The 18,475-nt window shown below is 68.7% G+C and carries 17 protein-coding genes; 10 read left to right on the plus strand and 7 right to left on the minus strand.

Annotated elements, in window-relative coordinates; all coding sequences use genetic code 11:
• Positions 1-18: 18 nt before the first annotated feature.
• Both ISN38_RS18720 and ISN38_RS18725 read right to left on the minus strand, forming a co-directional pair.
• Entirely contained in the window at positions 19-1,281 is a 1,263-nt protein-coding gene (locus tag ISN38_RS18720) for a TIGR03862 family flavoprotein (RefSeq protein ID WP_003471274.1), read from the minus strand.
• Positions 1,282-1,294: 13 nt separating this feature from the next.
• Complete coding sequence (locus ISN38_RS18725) at positions 1,295-1,738, minus strand: FKBP-type peptidyl-prolyl cis-trans isomerase (protein WP_038239202.1); 444 nt, start codon at positions 1,736-1,738, stop codon at positions 1,295-1,297.
• A gap of 65 nt (positions 1,739-1,803) precedes the next feature.
• Here ISN38_RS18725 and ISN38_RS18730 point away from each other — a divergent pair, with 65 nt between their 5' ends.
• Together ISN38_RS18730 and ISN38_RS18735 are read left to right on the plus strand one after the other, a co-directional pair.
• Positions 1,804-2,169, plus strand: a complete 366-nt coding sequence (locus ISN38_RS18730; protein WP_003471281.1) for a DUF6164 family protein — start codon at positions 1,804-1,806, stop codon at positions 2,167-2,169.
• A gap of 28 nt (positions 2,170-2,197) precedes the next feature.
• Positions 2,198-2,938, plus strand: coding sequence for a sulfurtransferase (locus ISN38_RS18735; RefSeq protein WP_206711971.1), 741 nt, complete (start codon positions 2,198-2,200; stop codon positions 2,936-2,938).
• Positions 2,939-3,034: 96 nt separating this feature from the next.
• Here the strand turns inward: ISN38_RS18735 and ISN38_RS18740 are convergent, their stop codons facing one another.
• Positions 3,035-3,841, minus strand: coding sequence for an SDR family oxidoreductase (locus ISN38_RS18740; protein ID WP_003471283.1), 807 nt, complete (start codon positions 3,839-3,841; stop codon positions 3,035-3,037).
• Positions 3,842-4,140: 299 nt separating this feature from the next.
• On the opposite strand from ISN38_RS18740, the gene ISN38_RS18745 reads away from it, so the two are divergent.
• Complete coding sequence (locus ISN38_RS18745; protein ID WP_003471284.1) at positions 4,141-5,136, plus strand: LLM class flavin-dependent oxidoreductase; 996 nt, start codon at positions 4,141-4,143, stop codon at positions 5,134-5,136.
• A gap of 229 nt (positions 5,137-5,365) precedes the next feature.
• Positions 5,366-5,527 (plus strand): hypothetical protein, encoded by a 162-nt coding sequence (locus tag ISN38_RS18750; RefSeq protein WP_170873987.1) that lies wholly within the window; start codon positions 5,366-5,368, stop codon positions 5,525-5,527.
• A 79-nt stretch (positions 5,528-5,606) separates the two neighbouring features.
• Here ISN38_RS18750 and ISN38_RS18755 read toward each other — a convergent pair whose 3' ends face one another.
• Together ISN38_RS18755 and ISN38_RS18760 are read right to left on the minus strand one after the other, a co-directional pair.
• Positions 5,607-6,257: an exopolysaccharide biosynthesis protein gene (locus tag ISN38_RS18755; protein ID WP_003471285.1), complete on the minus strand. Its 651-nt coding sequence runs from the start codon at positions 6,255-6,257 to the stop codon at positions 5,607-5,609.
• Positions 6,241-7,584 carry a hemolysin family protein gene (locus tag ISN38_RS18760; protein ID WP_206711972.1) on the minus strand — a complete coding sequence of 448 codons (1,344 nt, stop codon included), beginning with the start codon at positions 7,582-7,584 and terminating at the stop codon, positions 6,241-6,243. Before ISN38_RS18760 ends, ISN38_RS18755 begins: the two co-directional genes overlap by 17 nt.
• Before the next feature lie 250 nt (positions 7,585-7,834).
• Here ISN38_RS18760 and ISN38_RS18765 point away from each other — a divergent pair, with 250 nt between their 5' ends.
• Together ISN38_RS18765 and ISN38_RS18770 are read left to right on the plus strand one after the other, a co-directional pair.
• Positions 7,835-8,461 (plus strand): DUF47 domain-containing protein, encoded by a 627-nt coding sequence (locus ISN38_RS18765; RefSeq protein WP_003471294.1) that lies wholly within the window; start codon positions 7,835-7,837, stop codon positions 8,459-8,461.
• A gap of 85 nt (positions 8,462-8,546) precedes the next feature.
• Positions 8,547-9,668, plus strand: coding sequence for an inorganic phosphate transporter (locus ISN38_RS18770; RefSeq protein ID WP_058358990.1), 1,122 nt, complete (start codon positions 8,547-8,549; stop codon positions 9,666-9,668).
• 104 nt (positions 9,669-9,772) lie between these two features.
• On the opposite strand, the gene ISN38_RS18775 is transcribed toward ISN38_RS18770, so the two are convergent.
• Together ISN38_RS18775 and parE are read right to left on the minus strand one after the other, a co-directional pair.
• Positions 9,773-11,323, minus strand: coding sequence for a S10 family peptidase (locus ISN38_RS18775; RefSeq protein ID WP_108084993.1), 1,551 nt, complete (start codon positions 11,321-11,323; stop codon positions 9,773-9,775).
• Positions 11,324-11,859: 536 nt separating this feature from the next.
• Positions 11,860-13,749, minus strand: a complete 1,890-nt coding sequence (gene parE / locus ISN38_RS18780; RefSeq protein WP_003471299.1) for a DNA topoisomerase IV subunit B — start codon at positions 13,747-13,749, stop codon at positions 11,860-11,862.
• Positions 13,750-13,915: 166 nt separating this feature from the next.
• Between parE and ISN38_RS18785 the strand changes: the two genes are divergently transcribed.
• The 4 genes from ISN38_RS18785 to eno all read left to right on the plus strand — a co-directional run bounded on the left by ISN38_RS18785 (position 13,916) and on the right by eno (position 18,474).
• Complete coding sequence (locus tag ISN38_RS18785) at positions 13,916-14,170, plus strand: hypothetical protein (protein WP_003471305.1); 255 nt, start codon at positions 13,916-13,918, stop codon at positions 14,168-14,170.
• Between the two features lie 137 nt (positions 14,171-14,307).
• Positions 14,308-15,972, plus strand: coding sequence for a CTP synthase (pyrG, locus tag ISN38_RS18790; RefSeq protein WP_058362996.1), 1,665 nt, complete (start codon positions 14,308-14,310; stop codon positions 15,970-15,972).
• Between the two features lie 190 nt (positions 15,973-16,162).
• Positions 16,163-16,999, plus strand: a complete 837-nt coding sequence (gene kdsA, locus ISN38_RS18795; RefSeq protein ID WP_047324991.1) for a 3-deoxy-8-phosphooctulonate synthase — start codon at positions 16,163-16,165, stop codon at positions 16,997-16,999.
• Positions 17,000-17,181: 182 nt separating this feature from the next.
• Positions 17,182-18,474 (plus strand): phosphopyruvate hydratase, encoded by a 1,293-nt coding sequence (gene eno / locus ISN38_RS18800; protein ID WP_206711973.1) that lies wholly within the window; start codon positions 17,182-17,184, stop codon positions 18,472-18,474.
• Position 18,475: the final 1 nt, after the last annotated feature.

Below are 18,475 nucleotides of genomic sequence, written 5' to 3' on the forward strand. Positions count from 1 at the left end.
CGGGGATGCGGGCGCGGCTCAGTCGCGCCCGCGTTGCTGCAGCCACGCCACCGCACCGCGCCCGGCGCGCAGGCCGCTGGCGAAGCAGGCGCTGAGCAGGTAGCCGCCGGTCGGCGCTTCCCAGTCGAGCATTTCGCCGGCGCAGAAGGTGCCGGGCAGGGCGCGCAGCATCAGCGCCGGGTCCAGCGCTTCCAGGCGCACGCCGCCGGCGCTGCTGATCGCCTCGGCCAGCGGACGCGGGCGCAGCAGGGTCAGCGGCAGCCGCTTCAGCGTGGCCGCCGCGCGCCCCGGATCGTCGCCGGCCTGCTTGCCCAGGACCTCGAACAGCAGCGCCGCCTTGACCCCGTCGATGCCGGCCTGGCGCCGCAGGTGCTCGCCGAAGCTGCGCCCGCCGCGCGGCTTGCCCAGCGCGGCCTGCAGCCGCGCCAGGTCGCGGCCCGGCGCCAGGTCCAGCCACAGCGGGGTCGGCCCGTGCGCGGCGATGGCCTGGCGCAGGTCCGCCGACAGCGCATAGACCAGGCTACCCTCGATGCCGTGTTCGCCGACCACGCATTCGCCCTGCAGCGCGTGTTCGCGGCCCTGCGCATCGTGCCAATGCGCGATCACCGGCTTCAGCGGCGCGCCGGCATGGCGTTCGCGGAAATGCGCGCTCCAGTCGATGTCGAAGCCGCAGTTGGCCGGCTGCAGCGGCGCGAGCTCGACGCCGCGCGCGCGCAGCGTGTTCTGCCAGGCGCCGTCGGAACCCAGCTGCGGCCAGCTGCCGCCGCCCAGCGCCAGCACGCAGGCATCGGCTGGCACTAGGCGTTCGCCGTCTGCGCTGGCGAAGCGCAGCGCGCCCTCGCTGTCCCAGCCCTGCCAGCGATGCTGCACGTGGAAGCGCACCCCAGCGTCCTTCAGTCGCCGCACCCAGCCGCGCAGCAGCGGCGCGGCCTTGCGGTCCAGCGGGAAGACGCGGCCGGAACTGCCGACGTAGGTGTCCACGCCCTGCGCCTGCGCCCAGGCGCGCAGCGCGTCGGCGTCGAAGTCGGCCAGCCATGCGCCGACCTGCGCGGCGCGTTCGCGGTAGCGCGACACGAACAGCGCGAACGGATCGGAGTGGGTCAGGTTGAGGCCGCCCTTGCCGGCGATCAGGAACTTGCGCCCGACCGAGCCCTTGCCCTCGTAGACATCGACCTCGGCGCCGGCCGCGCGCGCGGTCTCGGCGGCGATCAGCCCGGCCGGGCCACCGCCGACGATGGCGATGCGGCCGCGCACGGCGGCGGCGAGCTTGTTGGCGGGCATCGGCGGCAACGGCTCAACGCGGCTTGACGTCGAGCAGTTCGACTTCGAACACCAGCGAGGCGCCGGGCGGGATCACCCCGCCGGCGCCGCTGGCGCCGTAGCCGTAGTCGGCCGGGACCATCAACTTGCGCTTGCCGCCCACGCGCATGCCGGCCACGCCGTCGTCCCAGCCGCGGATCACCTGGCCGCCGCCAAGGGTGAAGCTGAAGGGCTGGCCGTGGTCGGCGGAGGCATCGAACTTCTCGCCGCGCTGGTCCTTGGCGTTCTTGTCGTACAGCCAGCCGGTGTAGTGCACGGTCACCTGGTTGCCGGGTCGCGCCTCGGCGCCGCTGCCGACCTGCTCGTCGATCATCTGGAATGCGGCGATGCTGCCACCCGGCGGCGGACCCGGCGGCGTGCAGCCGCTCAACAGCCAGACCGGCAACGACAGGCTCAACAGCAGCAGGACACGGCGCATGCGGACATCCATGGCGAACAGGGCGTGCAAGGGTAGCGCATCGCCGCAGCGGCTATCATCGGCGCATGGCCAAACTGCTGCTCAACCTGCGCCACGTACCCGACGACGAACTCGCCGAGGTGCGTGCACTGCTCGATGCCGCGCGCATCGACTACTACGAAACCCGCCCCGGCACCTTCGGCATTTCCGCCGGCGGCGTGTGGCTGCGCGAGGACACCGAGCAGGCGCGGGCCAAGGCGTTGCTGGCCGACTATCAGGCGCAGCGCGGCGAACGCGCGCGTGCCGAACGCGCTGCGGCGCTGCGCGACGGCAGCGCCGAGACCTTCGCCACGCTGCTGCGGCGGCGCCCGCTGTTCGTGCTGGCGACGCTGCTGGGCATGCTGCTGATCGCCTCGCTGGTGCTGCTGCCGTTCTTCCTGTTGCGCGGCTGAGCGGCGCGGCGCACGCTAAAATGCGCGGATGATCGCCAACACCGCCGCCTACCATTTCGTCGCCATCGCCGATCCCGACGCGCTCGCCGCGCAGTTGCAGGGCCGGGCGCAGGCCGGCGCCTTGCGCGGCACCATCCTGGTCGCGGACGAGGGCATCAACCTGTTCCTTGCCGGTGTGCCGGAGGCGATCGACGCCTTCTACGCGCAACTGCGCGCCGACCCGCGCTTCGCCGACCTGCGGGTCAAGACCAGCCTCAGCGCGCAGCAGCCGTTCGCGCGGCTGAAGACCAAGGTCAAGCCGGAGATCATCAGTTTCCGCCGCGATGCCGCCTCGCCGCTGGGCGCCGAACGCGCCCCGGCGGTGGCGCCGGCCACGCTGCAGCGCTGGCTGCGGCAGGGCCACGACGACGCCGGCCGCCGCGTGGTGCTGCTGGATACGCGCAATGTGCAGGAAGTGGATTACGGCACCTTCGCCGGCGCGCTGACCCTGCCGATCGTCAAGTTCACCGAGCTGCCCGAGGCGCTGGCACCGCATCGTGCCGAGCTGGCCGACGCTACCGTGGTCAGCTTCTGCACCGGCGGCATCCGCTGCGAGAAGGCCGCGCTGTGGATGCGTGCCGATGGCATGGACAACGTGCTGCAGCTGGACGGCGGCATCCTCGGTTATTTCGAGCAAGTGGGCGGCGAAGGCTACGACGGCCGCTGCTTCGTCTTCGACGAACGCGTGGCGCTGGACCCGCAACTGCAGCCGCTGGTGGACGCGCTGTAGCAGCGGCTTCAGCCGCGACCGCTTTGCACGCGTCGTGCGGTCGCGGCTGAAGCCGCCCCTACAAAAAACCGGATCGGATTGGCGGCAGCGCTGCGACTAGGCGTACTGCATCTTACGGCTCATCCCGCCATCGACCACGAAGTCCTGGCCGGTCACGAACCCGGCATCGTTCGACAGCAGATACACCGCCAGCGCGCCGATGTCCTGCGGTGTACCGACCCGGCCGGCCGGATGCTGCGCGTGGTCCTGCCGCGACAGCGCCGGTTTGCGCCGCGCGCCGGGCTTGCGCCAGGCGTCGGTGGCGATCCAGCCCGGGCTGATGCAGTTGACCCGCAGCGCCGGCCCGGCGCTGATGGCCAGCGCGTGGGTGAAGGCCAGCAGGCCGCCTTTCGCCGCCGCGTAGGCTTCGCTGTCCGGCTCGGATTGGTGGGCGCGGGTCGAAGCGATATTGACGATCGCGCCACCGCCGGCGCTGTCGCGCAATGCCGGCAGCGCGTGCTTGCTGCACAGGAACGCGCCGCCCAGGCTGGCGCCCAGGCGCCGGTTCCATTCGCGCAGCGCCAGGCGCTCCAGCGTGCCGCTGTGCGGATCGGCGATGCCGGCATTGTTGACCAGGCCATCGATGTGGCCGAACTGCGCCAGTGCGGCATCGACGAAGCGCCGCACGCTGGCCTCGGCGGCCACATCCAGGCGCCGGAACAGCACGCGCTCGCCGGCATCGAGTTCGGCCACGCAGGCGCGCCCGGCCTCGGCATCCAGATCGCCGAACGCGACCCGGCCGCCAGCGCCCAGCACTGCCTGCACCACGCCGCGGCCGATGCCTTGGGCGCCGCCGGTGACCAGGATCACGCGATCGTGCAGCGGCAGGACGGGAGTGGTGGGTGGCGGTGGGGTCAGGGGCATGGCGGATGACCGTGCAGAGCGGGAGTGCAGCGTAGCCAGGCGGCCGTGCAATCGGCGTTGCCGTCGCGCGTCCGCGCGTGGGTGTCGCAGACAGCGGGGCGCACCAACATCCGCCCCTTCGGGGCACCTTCCGCCCAGAAGGGGGCCATGAGCGCGGTGGGAGGGGGTGAGGGCACGTCCGCACGCGAACCCTCGCCCAGGCGCACCGCTACCGCAAAGCAGCGTTCCGGCACCGGCCGCTGCAATCGCCGCCGTCCGCCCCCAGTTCCAATGCATCGCTTTGCAGGAACCCGCTCCCCATGATGCCGATCTCCATCCTCGATCTCGCCCCGGTCTGCGAAGGCAGCGACACCACCCAGGCCTTCGCCAACATGCTGGACCTGGCGCAGCACGCCGAGCGCTGGGGCTATCACCGCTACTGGCTGGCCGAGCACCACAACATGCCCGGCATCGCCAGCGCCGCCACTGCGGTGCTGATCGGGCATGTGGCCGGCGGCACCCGCCGTATCCGGGTCGGCGCCGGCGGCATCATGCTGCCCAACCACGCGCCGCTGCAGGTGGCCGAGCAGTTCGGCACGCTGGCCTCGCTGTATCCGGGGCGCATCGACCTGGGCCTGGGCCGCGCGCCCGGCACCGACCAGGCCACGGCGCGTGCCTTGCGCCGCTATTTCGACAGCGCCGACCAGTTCCCGCACGACGTCGCCGAGCTGCTGCGCTATTTCGAGCCGGCCGAGCCCGGCCAGCTGGTGCGCGCGGTGCCCGGCGCCGGGATCGAGGTGCCGGTGTGGCTGCTCGGCTCCAGCCTGTTCAGCGCACGCCTGGCGGCGACGCTGGGGCTGCCGTTCGCGTTCGCCTCGCACTTCGCCCCGGACGCGATGGACGAGGCGTTGGCGGTGTACCGGCGCGAGTTCCGCCCGTCGGCGCGGCTGCGCGATCCATACGCGGTGCTGGCATTGAACGTGGTCGGCGCCGAGTCCACGGACGCGGCGCGGCGCCTGTTCACCACGCAGCAGCAGAGTTTCGTCAATCTGCGCCGCGGCCGCCCGGGCCTGATTCCGCCGCCGATCGACGACATCGAGGCGTTCTGGCAGCCGCACGAAAAAGCCGGCGTGGAGCGCGCGCTGGCCTGCACCGTGCTCGGCGATGCGGCCGAGGTCGCGCGCGGCATGGCGGAGTTCGTCGCTCGCCATCGCCCCGACGAACTGCTGCTGACCGCCAACATCCACGACCACGCGGCGCGGCTGCGCTCGTTCGCGATCGCCGCGCAGGCCTGGACCCAGGATGTGGCGGCGTAGGCGTCGGCAGGCGCGGCCGCAGCGCATGGCCGCGTGCGCAGGCCCGCGGCCTGGGCGGGCTTGGTGCGCAAAGTAGACAAGTCGCGGCGACAGCGGCGGTTTTCACTCCGCTTTGCCTGTGCCGTGGCTCAGATTCAGGTGACGCGTCAGGGGCTGGCGCGCACGTGGCAGGACATGGCATCGCGCCGGTCGGCGCCACGCATCCACGGATCGAAACAGGGGGCGTCACATGGAATCCGACTACCTGCCGCCGGCCGCGCGCGGCTGCGGCCTGGAGGCCGTCTTGCATCAGCTCGCGCTGCAGCTGCAACGTCTGCAGCGCACGTACGATGCACAGGCGGCGCAGCCGTTATGCGGTAAAGTGTTCGCCGAGGTGCCGGGGTCTGATTAACGCCGCGTTGCCTGACGAGTCGTGCCCGCGGCGTGCGTGGCGCGGCTGCGGCGCGAACATCTTCCGCGTCAAGCTCCGATCACAGCTTGTGCATCCACGCGCTGCTCAGCTCCACCACCTGGTCCGAGGCCAGGCCCAGGCCGACCGCCACCGCGATGCCGCCCAGCCACGACACCAGCATCAGCCCGCCGTCGCGTTCCAGCAGCGCCAGCGAGAACAGCAGCAGCATCGCGCCGAAGGCGTAGTTGGTGAACGGGATCGGCAGCGACAGCAAGATCCCCAGCACCACCAGCAACAGGCCGCTGAACGCGCGTGCCGGCAGCGTTTCGACCAGCGCCGGCAGGCGCGGCTTGAGCAATTTGTCCAGCCGCCGCAGCCAGGGCACGATGCGCCCGACGAAGCGCTGCATGGTGCGCCGGCGCGGCCCGCGTTCGCCGATGAAGCGCGGCAGCCAGGGCTTGCGCAGGCCGATCAGCATCTGCGCGCCGATCAGCGTCACCAGCGGCCCGCTGAGGCCGCCGGCCAGGCCCGGCACCGGCAGGAATGCGGGCAGGATGGCCACGAACAGGAACACGCCGAACGCGCTGTGCTGCAGGTCGGCCAGGATCAGCCGCAAGCGCAGATGTTCGTCCGGATCGCCGAGCAGGAAGGTATCGAGCAGGGTGCGGATGCCTTCGGCGCTGTAGCCGTGAGCGTCGTCCGTGCCGGGTGTCTCACCCGGTGATGTCATCGCTGTTCTCGTCCTGCAGTTTGCTCAGCAGCAGCTTGTCCACGCGCGCGCCGTCCAGGTCGACGATCTCGATGCGCCAGCCGGCCCAGTCAAAGAACTCGCCGGCGTGCGGGATGCGGCCGAAGTAGTAGATGCACAGGCCGGCCAGGGTGTTGTAGTCGCCTTCCTCGGCGTTGGGCAGTTCGGCGCCGCCGAGCAGCTCGCGCAGGTCCTCGATCGCCAGCGAGCCGTCGATCAGCAGCGAGCCGTCGGCGCGGGTCACCACCAGCGCGTCCTCGTCGGCGTTGTCCACCGACTGCAGGCGCCCGACCACCGCGCCCATCAGGTCGCTGATCGTGACCAGGCCCTGGATCTCGCCGTATTCGTCCACCACCAGCGCCATCGACTGCTGTTCTTCGCGGAAGATCTCCAGCAGTTTCATCGCGTGGGTGGACTCGGAGACGAACAAGGTTTCGCGCAGGCTCTGGAACAGCTGGGTGGCGTCGCCGTCCATGCGCGTGACCAGCGATTTCACTTCCAGCACGCCGGCGATGTCCTGGTCGCTGCCGCGGTACACCGGATAGCGCGAGAACTCGCGCTCGCGAATGGTCTGGAAATTGCGCTCCGGCTCGGCATTGGCGTCGAGCCAGGCGATGCGGTTGCGCGGCGTCATCAGGCTGTCGGCGGTGCGGTCGCCCAGGCGCATGACCCGGTTCATCATGTCGCGCTCGTGGCTGTCGATCACGCCGGCCTCGTGGCTCTCGGCGACCAGCATGCGGATCTCCTCTTCGGTCACCGACGCCGATTGTTCGTTGCCCAGGCCGAGCATGCGCAGCACCAGCCGTGTCGAGCGCGACAGCACCCATACCGCCGGCGCGGCGACCAGGGCCAGCCAGCTCATCGGCACCGCCACGACGCCGGCGATGACTTCCGAGCGGGTCAACGCCAGGCGCTTGGGCACCAGTTCGCCGAAGATCAGCGTCAGAAAGGTGATCAGCACGATCGCCATGGTCTTGCCGATCACCGCCGACCAGGGTTGCGGCTGCCCGATCAAGCTGAAGGTGGCCGACAGCGTCGGAAACAGCGACTGCAGCTTGGTCGCGATCGCCTCGCCGATGGCCTCGCCGCCGTACACGCCGGTCAGGATGCCGATCGCGGTGATGCCGATCTGCACCGTGGACAGGAAGTTTTCCGGGTTCTCGGCCAGCGCCAGCGCCTTGGCCGCGCGCGTGCTGGACTGCGCCATCTGCTTCAGCCGGCTTTTGCGCGAGGTCATCAGCGACATCTCGGACATCGCGAAGAAGCCGTTCAGCAGCACCAGGGCTGCCACGACCAATAGTTCAAGCATGCGCGCGCTCCCTGGCGGCAAGGGAAGCGGGAACATGGGCGCCGAGGCGGCGCGGAGGAGGGGGGCTAGGGTGGTCGTCCATAGGGTGCGCCTAGCGACAGCGCGGCTGCATGGTAGCAAACCTGGGTGGCGGCCGCGTCCACGCGGCGCCGATGCGCCGCCGCCGGTCGCCCGATTCCCCCGTTTTGTCAGCAAACGGTCATAATTCCGCCCCGGTGCCGTCCCTCCCGCGACGGCGGGATTGCGTTACATGTTCTCGTTGCAGACCATCTTCGGTTCCGGCAAGCAGTTCTACACCCTGCTCGACGAGGCGGCGCAGGCCGCCTACGACAGCACCAGGGCGCTGCATTCGATGATGCGCGAGTCCGACCGGCAGCCGGCGCTGGACGCCTTCAAGCTGGCGCGGCTGCGCGAGCGCGCCGCGGCCGACAAGATCGGCCAGGCGCTGGTCGACAGTTTCATGACCCCGATCGAGCGCGAGGACATCGAGGCGCTGGGTTCGGCGCTGTACAAGATCCCCAAGCAGGTGGAGAAGTTCGCCGACCGCTATTCGCTGGCGGTGCAGCACCTGGAGCATATCGACTTCGCCCCGCGCGCGGCGATGCTGGAACAGGCCGCGGCGGTGGTGGTGGAGATGGTCCACGACCTGCACAACATGCACCTGGACCGCATGAGCGCGCTCAACGACAAGCTGCGCTCGCTGGAGAACGAGGCCGACCGGCTGATGCTGGAGCTGTACCGCGACATCTACTCCGGGCGCCTGGACAACCTGCAGATGTTCCTGCTCAAGGAGTTCTTCGAGATCCTGGAGAAGGCCATCGACCGCTGCCGCGAGGCCGGCGTGGTGGTCTACCAGATCGTGCTGAAGAATTCGTAATGGGCACGCGACGGATCCGCTGCCGGCGCCGCCGCGCCGCCATGCCCGCCGCCGCGACCGCCACGCGTGAGGCGAGGAGCGCACGATGCTGACGCTGGTCCTGATCGTGATCCTGGCCGCGCTGGTGTTCGAGTTCATCAACGGCTTCCACGACACCGCCAACTCCATCGCCACCGTGGTCGCGACCAAGGTGCTCAGCCCCGGCTGGGCGGTGATCCTGGCCGCCGGCATGAACCTGCTCGGCGCGCTGACCGGCACTGCGGTGGCGATGACTATCGCCTCGGGCCTGCTCAACACCGACGTGGTCACGGTCACCCCGCAGGTGATCCTGTGCGCGCTGCTCGGCGGCATCGTCTGGAATCTGATCACCTGGTGGAAAGGCCTGCCGTCCTCGTCCTCGCACGCGCTGATCGGCGGCCTGTGCGGCGCTGGCCTGGCGGCCGCGCACAACAACTGGGGCGCGCTGATCTGGTCGCAGAACGTCGGCGACTGGGCCAAGAACAAGGGCCTGCTGTGGAAGGTGTTCGTGCCGATGATCACCTCGCCGATCGCCGGCTTCCTGCTCGGCATCGCGGTGATGCTGCTGCTGTGGGCGCTGATCGCCGGGCTGTCCAAGGTCGGCGGCCGCATCGGCCGGCTGGCGCGGCCGCGCTGGGTCAACGCCTTCTTCGGCAAGGCGCAGATCGCCTCGGCTGCGTACATGGGCTACGCGCACGGCCACAACGACGCGCAGAAGACCATGGGCATCATCGCCATGACCCTGGTCGGTGCGCAGAGCACCGGCGCGCTGGACGAACTGCCGTCGTGGCTGGCGTTCCTGCACCCGGCCGCCAGTCAGGGTCAGGGCATCGCCACCTGGATCGTGCTGACCTGCGCGGTGGTGATGGCCGCCGGCACCGCGTCGGGCGGCTGGAAGATCATCAAGACATTGGGCCACAAGATGGTCAAGCTGCACCCGATCCACGGCTTCGCCGCGGAAACCAGCTCGGCGACGATCCTGACCCTGGCCGCGCACTTCGGCATGCCGGTGTCCACCACCCACAGCATCTCCACCGCGATCATGGGCGTTGGCTTCGCCAAGAACCCGCGCTCGCTACGCTTGGGCGTGATCGAGCGCATCGTCTGGGCCTGGATCCTGACCATCCCGGCGGCCGCCGGCGTGGCTTATTTAATTTTCCGATTGTTTGCGCTGTTTGGTTGGACGTGACGAGCGGGGATTGGGAATTCGGGATTGGGGATTCGTAAAAGCGCGTTCAGCGCGCGCTGAAACCCCGCTGTTGCCAATCCCGAATCCCCAATCCCGAATCCCGGCTAGTTAGCCCGATACATCGCCATAACGTCCCCGCGCAATGCCCGCTGGCTGTCGGCGCGGTTGTAGAACATGTGCCCGCCCGGATAGTTCTTGACCTGCACCCGGGTCGGGTCGTTGCCCATCACCGGCATCTGGTCCACGGTCAGCACCGAGCCCATGAACGGGCATGACAGGTCGTTCCAGCCGTGCACGATCAGCACCCGCAGCTTGGGGTCGATCGCCACCGCCTGGCGCAGCTCGGTCACCGAGCCCTTGCGCAGTTCGTTGTTCCAGTCCCACAGCTTGTTCACGTCGTAGTTCAGCGCCTGGTAGCGCGCGTCCACCTTCCAGCCGACCACGCGGGTCACGAAATCGACCATCGCGGTGGTGGTCGGGGCGATGATGCTGTCCAGCAGCGGATCGTTGGCGCGTTGCTCGGGCGCGTTCGGGAACGGGTCGAACGCGGTCACGTTGGAGTCGTAGCGGCTGCCGAGCTGGCCCTTGTCGCGGAACACCTCGCGCAGATAGGCCTGGGTTTCCAGGCGGCCGCCGGCGCGGCGCACGTACACCGTGTCCAGCCCCGTCATCGCCGCCACCTGCTGGATCATGCGTTCGTTGCCGGCCGCGTCCGAGCGCCCGCGCAGCAGCGCGGTGACGTAGTCGCCGCGGGTGTAGTCGATCACCTGGCGCATCGCCTCCGGGGTCAGCCGCTGTTCGCGCTCCAGGTGTGCGGCGGCGATCGAGGGCAGGGTCAGCATCCACGCCAGCGGCGACACGTCGCCGTTGGCGTCCAGGCTCGGGTTGAGGTACGGCGAAACCAGCACCACGCCGTTCATCGCCACGCCCAGCTGGGTTTGCAGGTAATGGGTGATGCGCGGCCCGCGGAAGCCGCCGTAGCTTTCGCCGACCAGGTACTTGCGCGACTGCAGGCGCTGGTTCTTCAGCAGCCAGTCGTAGATCGTGCGCGACAGGTATTCGATGTCGGCCTGCGGGGTGTAGAACAGCTTCTTGGCCTGCTCGTCGGCGACCCGCGCACGGCTGAAGCCGGTGCCGACCGGGTCGATGAACACCAGGTCGGTGAAGTCCAGCCAGGTGCCGGGATTGTCGTGCAGCGTCGCCGGCGCCGAGGCGCTGTCGCCCTCGCTGCCGAAGCTGACCACCTTCGGCCCGATCGCGCCCAGGTTGAGGTAGACCGAGGCCGCGCCGGGACCGCCGTTCAGGGCGAAGGTGACCGGGCGGTCCTTGCCGTCCACGGTGTAGGCGGTGAACACCACGTCGGCGACGATCTTGCCCTGCGCGTCCTTCACCGGCAGCGTGCCGACCGTGGCGGTGTAGCCGAGCGACTTGCCGTCCACGTGGGTGACCTGGCGCACGTTCGCATCGGCCGGCAGCGCGGCCGGCCTGGCCGGCTCGGCGCTGTCGGCTTTCTCGGTGTTGTCTGGCGTGTCGGCAGCGGCGGCAGCATCGGCCAAGACGGTGGAGATCGGCAGCAAGGCCAGCAACAACGCCGCCAGCAGTGGCTTGGACAGGTTAGACACGGGGAGGGCGCTCGGCACAAGGGAAGCCGGCATGCTAGGCTGCGGCGCGGCGCGCGCGGATGTGCACAAAGGCATGGTCGGCACGCAAACGATCGCGGTGGCCGATGGCCTGGCCGCTGCCCTGGAGCGTCGCGGCGCTGCAGACGCTTGAACAGCCGGTGCCCGGGACGATCGCCAAGCGCTTCGCCCGCTGCCGCGGCCGCGGCGGTCGGAGGTGGCCTGCTTGGTTCGTCGCGGCTGAAGCCGCTCCTACACGGCCTGCGGATAGCCGGCTGGTTGCACTGTAGGAGCGGCTTCAGCCGCGACCCGCGACAACGTCCGAAGCCGGAAGGCCCGCCGCTGCGTTCGTCGCCACTGAAGTCGCTCCCAAAAGGGCTGCACCGGCGCCGCCGAGCGGCGAGGCCTCTTGTGGGAGGGACTTCCATCCCGACGGCATGCCGGTTCGGAACATTCACCACGGCGCTCGCCGCGGCTGAAGACAGTTGTTCCTACCGAATGCCTCGGCTCGATCGCTTGCGCAGGATGGTCGGGCCGCCGCCAGACCCATCCCGAATCCCGACTCCGGGCCCTCAGACCTCCAGCGACGCCAGGTCGCCCTTGGTCTCCAGCCATTGCTTGCGATCGCCGGCGCGCTTCTTGGCCAGCAGCATGTCCATCAGTGCGCGGGTCTCGTCGCCTTCGTCGACGGTCAGCTGCACCAGCCGCCGCGTGTCCGGATGGATCGTGGATTCGCGCAACTGCTGCGGGTTCATTTCGCCCAGGCCCTTGAAGCGGGTCACGCTGAGCTGGCCCTTGAGCTTGTCGCGCGCGATCTTCTCCAGCAGCGAGCGCTTCTCTTCCTCGTCCAGCGCGTAGAACACCTGCTTGCCCACATCGACGCGGAACAGCGGCGGCATCGCCACGAACACGTGGCCGGCCTTCACCAGCGCCGGGAAGTGGCGCAGGAACAGTGCGGTGAGCAGGGTGGCGATGTGCAGGCCGTCGGAGTCGGCGTCGGCCAGGATCACCACCTTGCCGTAGCGCAGCCCGCTGATGTCGTCCTTGCCCGGGTCGCAGCCGATCGCGATCGCCAGGTTGTGCACTTCCTCGGAGGCCAGCACGCTGCCGGAGGCCACTTCCCAGGTGTTGAGGATCTTGCCGCGCAGCGGCAGGATCGCCTGGAAGTCCTTGTCGCGCGCCTGCTTGGCGCTGCCGCCGGCCGAGTCGCCTTCCACCAAGAACAGCTCGGTGCGCGACAGGTCCTGGCTGATGCAGTCGGCCAGTTTGCCGGGCAGGGCCGGGCCGGAGGTGACCTTCTTGCGGGTGATCTGCTTTTCGGTCTTCAGCCGTGCGCTGGCGCGGTCAATCGCGATCTGCGCGATGCGCGTGCCGGTTTCCACGTTCTGGTTCAGCCACAGGCTGAAGGCGTCGTGCGCGGCGCCTTCGATGAAGCCGGCGGCCTGGCGCGAGGACAGGCGTTCCTTGGTCTGGCCGCTGAACTGCGGATCGGTCATCTTCAGCGACAGCACGAAGGTGACCCGGTCCCAGACGTCTTCCGGCGCCAGCTTGACCCCGCGCGGCAACAGGTTGCGGAAGTCGCAGAACTCGCGCAGCGCGTCGGTGAAGCCGCTGCGCAGGCCGTTGACGTGGGTGCCGTGCTGCGCGGTCGGGATCAGGTTGACGTAGCTTTCCTGCACCAGCTCGCCGTCGGCGACCCAGGCCACCGCCCAGTCGACGATCTCGCGGTCCTTCTTCAGGTTGCCGACGAACAGGTCGGCCGGCAGCAGCTCGCGCTCGGCCAGCTCGCCCTTGAGGTAGTCGCGCAGGCCGTCCTCGAAGTACCAGGTGTCCTGCTCGCCGGTGGCCTCGTCGTGCAGCTTCACGGTCAGGCCGGGGCACAGCACCGCCTTGGCGCGCAGCAGGTGGCGCAGCGCGCGCACCGCGAACTTGGGCGTGTCGAAGTACTTCGGATCGGCCCAGAAGCGCAGCCGGGTGCCGCTGTTCTTCTTGCCGACGCTGCCGACGATCTCCAGCTTGGACGCGGGAAAGCCGTCGCCGAACTCCATCCGGTATTCGTTGCCGTCGCGCTTGATGAACAGCTCCACCTTCTTCGACAGCGCGTTGACCACGCTGACGCCGACGCCGTGCAGGCCGCCGCTGAAAGTGTAGTTGCGGTCGTTGAACTTGCCGCCGGCGTGCAGCCGGGTCAGGATCAGTTCGACGCCGGAAATCTTCTCTTCCGGATGGATGTCCACCGGCATGCCGCGGCCGTCGTCGGACACCTCGCAGCTGCCGTCCTTGAACAGGGTCACCTCGATGTGCCGGGCGTGGCCGGCCAGCGCCTCGTCCACGGCGTTGTCGATGACTTCCTGCGCCAGGTGGTTGGGGCGTGCGGTGTCGGTGTACATGCCCGGCCGGCGCTTGACCGGGTCCAGGCCAGAGAGAACTTCGATGTCGGCGGCGTTGTAGCGGGTATTCATGCGTCTCAACAGGTGGCGCGAAGCAGATCAGGAAGTGTGCGGTGTGCGACGGCTTTTTGCACGTCGCCGGTGTTCAGGGCCAGTGCCGTGGCGGCGCGCTAGCCTTGCACTGGAAAATCCCCGACGGCATCCCCATTGCTGTTGTGGCCTCACACAGGAGTACGCCATGAACGTTCGCAAGCTGTTGACCCTGGCCGCGCTGGTCGCCGCCGCGGTGGCCATCCCGGTGGCGATGGCCCAGGCGCAGAGCGCCGATCCGGCTGCCTCCGGCGCCGCCGCCTACGAGGCGCAGGTCGCGAAGGAGAAGGCCGAGGCCGATGCCAAGGCCAAGCGCCGCACCGCTGCGGCGGCCGAGCACAAGGCCGGCAAGGACGCGGCTGCGCCGAAGAAAGAGGAAGAAGAGGAAGCGCGCAAGCCCTGAGCGCGCGCCCTGTTGCGACCTGCGACGCCCCGGCTGCTGCTGGGGCGTTGTTGTTTTGTGCGGTCGATCGGTCCGAAAGCGCTTGGGCAAATCGGTTTCACCCGTTAAACTATGGCTTTCCGGGAGGCCTTAGAGCCATGACCCCCCTGATCTTCGTTACCGGCGGCGTAGTGTCCTCGCTTGGCAAGGGCATCGCGGCCGCTTCGCTTGCGTCCATTCTCGAAGCACGTGGCCTGTCGGTCACGATGATGAAGCTGGACCCCTACATCAACGTCGACCCGGGTACGATGAGCCCGTTCCAGCACGGCGAGGTGTACGTCACCGACGACGGCGCCGAGACCGACCTGGACCTGGGCCACTACGAGCGCTTCGTGCGCACCCGCCTGTCGCGCAAGAATTCGGTCACCACCGGCCGCATCTACGAGAACGTGATCCGCAAGGAGCGCCGCGGCGACTATCTCGGCGCCACCGTGCAGGTGATCCCGCACATCACCGACGAAATCCGCCGTTGCGTGGACGAGGCCACTGCCGGGTTCGACGTGGCGCTGGTGGAAATCGGCGGCACCGTCGGCGATATCGAGTCGCTGCCGTTCCTGGAGGCGATCCGCCAGGTGCGCACCGAGCGCGGCGCCGAGCGCGCGCTGTTCATGCATCTCACCCTGGTGCCGTACATCGCTGCCGCCGGCGAACTGAAGACCAAGCCGACCCAGCACTCGGTCAAGGAACTGCGCTCGATCGGCATCCAGCCGGACGTGCTGCTGTGCCGCTCCGAGCAGGCGATTCCGGATTCTGAGCGGCGCAAGATCGCGTTGTTCACCAACGTCTCCGAGCGTGCGGTGATCAGCGCCGCCGACATCGACGTGCTCTACGGCATGCCGCTGGAACTGCACAGGCAGGGCCTGGACGAGATCGTCATCGACCAGTTCAAGCTGCGCGACAAGGTCGGTCCGGCCGATCTGTCCGAATGGGAAGCGGTGGTGGACGCCACCAAGCATCCGCTCGACGAGGTCACCATCGCCGTGGTCGGCAAGTACGTGGACCATCAGGACGCGTACAAGTCGGTCGGCGAGGCGCTCAAGCACGGCGGCCTGCGCCAGCGCACCAAGGTCACCTTGAAGTGGCTGGAGGCGCAGGAACTGGAAGGCAGCGACTTGTCGGCGCTGGCCGACGTGGACGGCATCCTGGTCCCCGGCGGCTTCGGCGACCGCGGCTTCGAAGGCAAGGTGCTGACCTCGCGTTATGCGCGCGAACACCGCGTGCCGTACTTCGGCATCTGCTACGGCATGCAGGCGGCGGTGGTCGATTACGCGCGTCATGTGGCCGGTCTGGACGGCGCCAACAGCACCGAGAACGACCGCCAGTCGCCGTATCCGGTGATCGGCCTGATCACCGAGTGGCGTACCGCCAGCGGCGACGTGGAGAAGCGCGACGAGAAGTCCGATCTGGGCGGCACCATGCGCCTGGGCCTGCAGGAGCAGCGGCTCAAGCCCGGCACGCTGGCGCGCGAGATGTATGGCAAGGACGTGGTGTCCGAGCGCCATCGCCATCGCTACGAGTTCAACAACCGCTACCGCACCCAGCTCGAGGACGCCGGCCTGGTGATTTCCGCCAAATCGATGGACGACACTCTGGTGGAGATGGTCGAGTTGCCGCGCGAGGTGCACCCGTGGTTCCTGGCCTGCCAGGCGCACCCGGAGTTCCTGTCCACGCCGCGCGACGGCCACCCGCTGTTCATTGGCTTCGTGCGCGCCGCGCGCGAGAAGAAGGCCGGCGGCAAGCTGCTCAAGGAAGCGCGGGCGTAATTGCTTCTCCCATCGGGAACATGGCCCCCTTTTCGGGGGAAGGTGGCGCGAAGCGCCGGATGAGGGTACGGGCGCAGCCTCGCACCCAAATTCCATGAGGCTTCACTCGTATCCTCACCCCAATCCCTCTCTCCCCACGGGACTTCCTTCGGTCGCCGCTGGGAGAGGGCTCAAATCGATAGGTGATCCAATGAAACTGTGTGGCTTCGAAGTCGGCCTGGACCAGCCGCTGTTCCTGATCGCCGGCCCGTGCGTGATCGAGTCGATGCAGCTGCAGCTGGACGTAGCCGGCAAGCTCAAGGAGATCACCGGCAGGCTGGGGATCAACTTCATCTTCAAGTCGAGCTTCGACAAGGCCAACCGCACCTCCGGTACCAGCTTCCGCGGCCCCGGCCTGGAAGAGGGGCTGAAGGTGCTGGAGGCGGTGAAAAAGCAGATCGGCGTGCCGGTGCTGACCGACGTGCACGAATACACGCCGATGCACGAAGTGGCGGCAGTGGTCGATGTGCTGCAGACGCCGGCGTTCCTGGTGCGCCAGACCGACTTCATCAAGAACGTCTGCGCGGCCGGCAAGCCGGTCAACATCAAGAAGGGCCAGTTCCTGTCGCCATGGGACATGAAGCCGGTGGTGGACAAGGCCAAGTCGACCGGCAACGAGCAGATCATGGTCTGCGAGCGTGGCGCCAGCTTCGGCTACAACAATCTGGTCAGCGACATGCGCTCGCTGAGCGTGATGCGCGAGACCGGCTGCCCGGTGGTGTTCGACGCCACCCATTCGGTGCAGTTGCCGGGCGGGCAGGGCAGCACCTCCGGCGGCCAGCGCGAGTTCGTGCCGGTGCTGGCGCGCGCGGCGGTGGCGGTGGGCGTGTCCGGCGTGTTCGCCGAAACCCACCCCGATCCGTCCAAGGCGCTGTCCGATGGCCCCAATGCCTGGCCGCTGGACAAGATGGAGGCGCTGCTGGAGACGCTGATGGCGCTGGACGCGATCACCAAGCGCAGCGGCTTCCTGGAGCACGGGCTGGGCTGATACGGCAGTGGTGCGGGTGTGCCGGCCCCTCGGACGCACCCGTCTCTCGCACAGCGCTCGCGCTGTGCCGACCCGTGCACGGCCCCGGCGCGGCGCGCGGTGCATTTGGCAAGCAGCGGCGCTGCGGCCATAATCCGACGGTTTCCGGTGTCCCCCTCCTTTCCTGGTAACCGACTGGACTTATGACCACTATCGCCAAGATCCACGCCCGCGAGATTCTCGATTCCCGCGGCAATCCCACGCTCGAAGCGGAAGTCACGCTGGCCGACGGCTCGCTGGGCCGCGCCGCGGTGCCGTCGGGCGCTTCCACCGGCACCAAGGAAGCGGTCGAGTTGCGCGATGGCGACAAGACCCGCTACCTGGGCAAGGGCGTGCGCAAGGCGGTGGAGAACGTCAACACCACGATCGCCAGTGCACTGCAGGGCTTCGACGGTGCCGACCAACAGGGCCTGGACCGGCGCCTGATCGACCTGGACGGCACCGAGAACAAGGGCCGCCTCGGCGCCAACGCGCTGCTCGGCGTGTCGCTGGCCAACGCGCATGCGGTCGCCGCCTCGCGCAAGCAGGCGCTGTGGCAGTCCCTGGCCGGCGCCAACACCGCCAACGTGGCGCTGCCGGTGCCGATGATGAACATCATCAACGGCGGCGCGCATGCCGACAACAACGTCGACTTTCAGGAATTTATGGTGTTGCCGGTCGGCGCCGCCTCGTTCTCCGAGGCGCTGCGCGCCGGCACCGAGATCTTCCACGCGCTCAAAGCGGTGCTGAAGAGCCATGGCCTGTCCACCGCGGTCGGCGACGAAGGCGGCTTCGCCCCGGACTTCCGCAGCAACGTGGAAGCGCTGGACACCATCCTTGAGGCGATCGGCAAGGCCGGCTACACCGCCGGCGAAGACGTGCTGCTGGGCCTGGACGTGGCCTCCAGCGAGTTCTACGACAACGGCAAGTACCACTTGGTGGGCGAGGGCAAGCGCCTGACCAGCGAGCAGTTCGTCGACTTCCTCGCCGACTGGGCCGCGCAGTATCCGATCGTCAGCATCGAGGACGGACTGGCCGAGGACGACTGGGCCGGCTGGAAGCTGCTGACTGAGCGCCTGGGTAGCAAGGTGCAGCTGGTCGGCGACGACCTGTTCGTGACCAACCCGAAGATCTTCAAGCAGGGCATCAACTCCGGCACCGCCAACGCGATCCTGATCAAGGTCAACCAGATCGGCACCCTGACCGAGACCCTGGAAGCGATCGCGATGGCCGACGCCGCCGGTTACGCGGCGATCGTCTCGCACCGTTCCGGCGAGACCGAGGACACCACCATCGCCGACATCGCGGTGGCCACCACCGCCACCCAGATCAAGACCGGCTCGCTGTGCCGCAGCGACCGAGTGGCCAAGTACAACCAGCTGCTGCGGATCGAGGAAGCGCTGGGCAGCGGCGCGCGCTACGCAGGGCGCGACGCATTCGTCTCGCTCAAGCGGTAAG

Source organism: Xanthomonas translucens pv. undulosa, assembly GCF_017301775.1.
GTDB classification, from domain to species: Bacteria; Pseudomonadota; Gammaproteobacteria; order Xanthomonadales; family Xanthomonadaceae; genus Xanthomonas_A; species Xanthomonas_A translucens.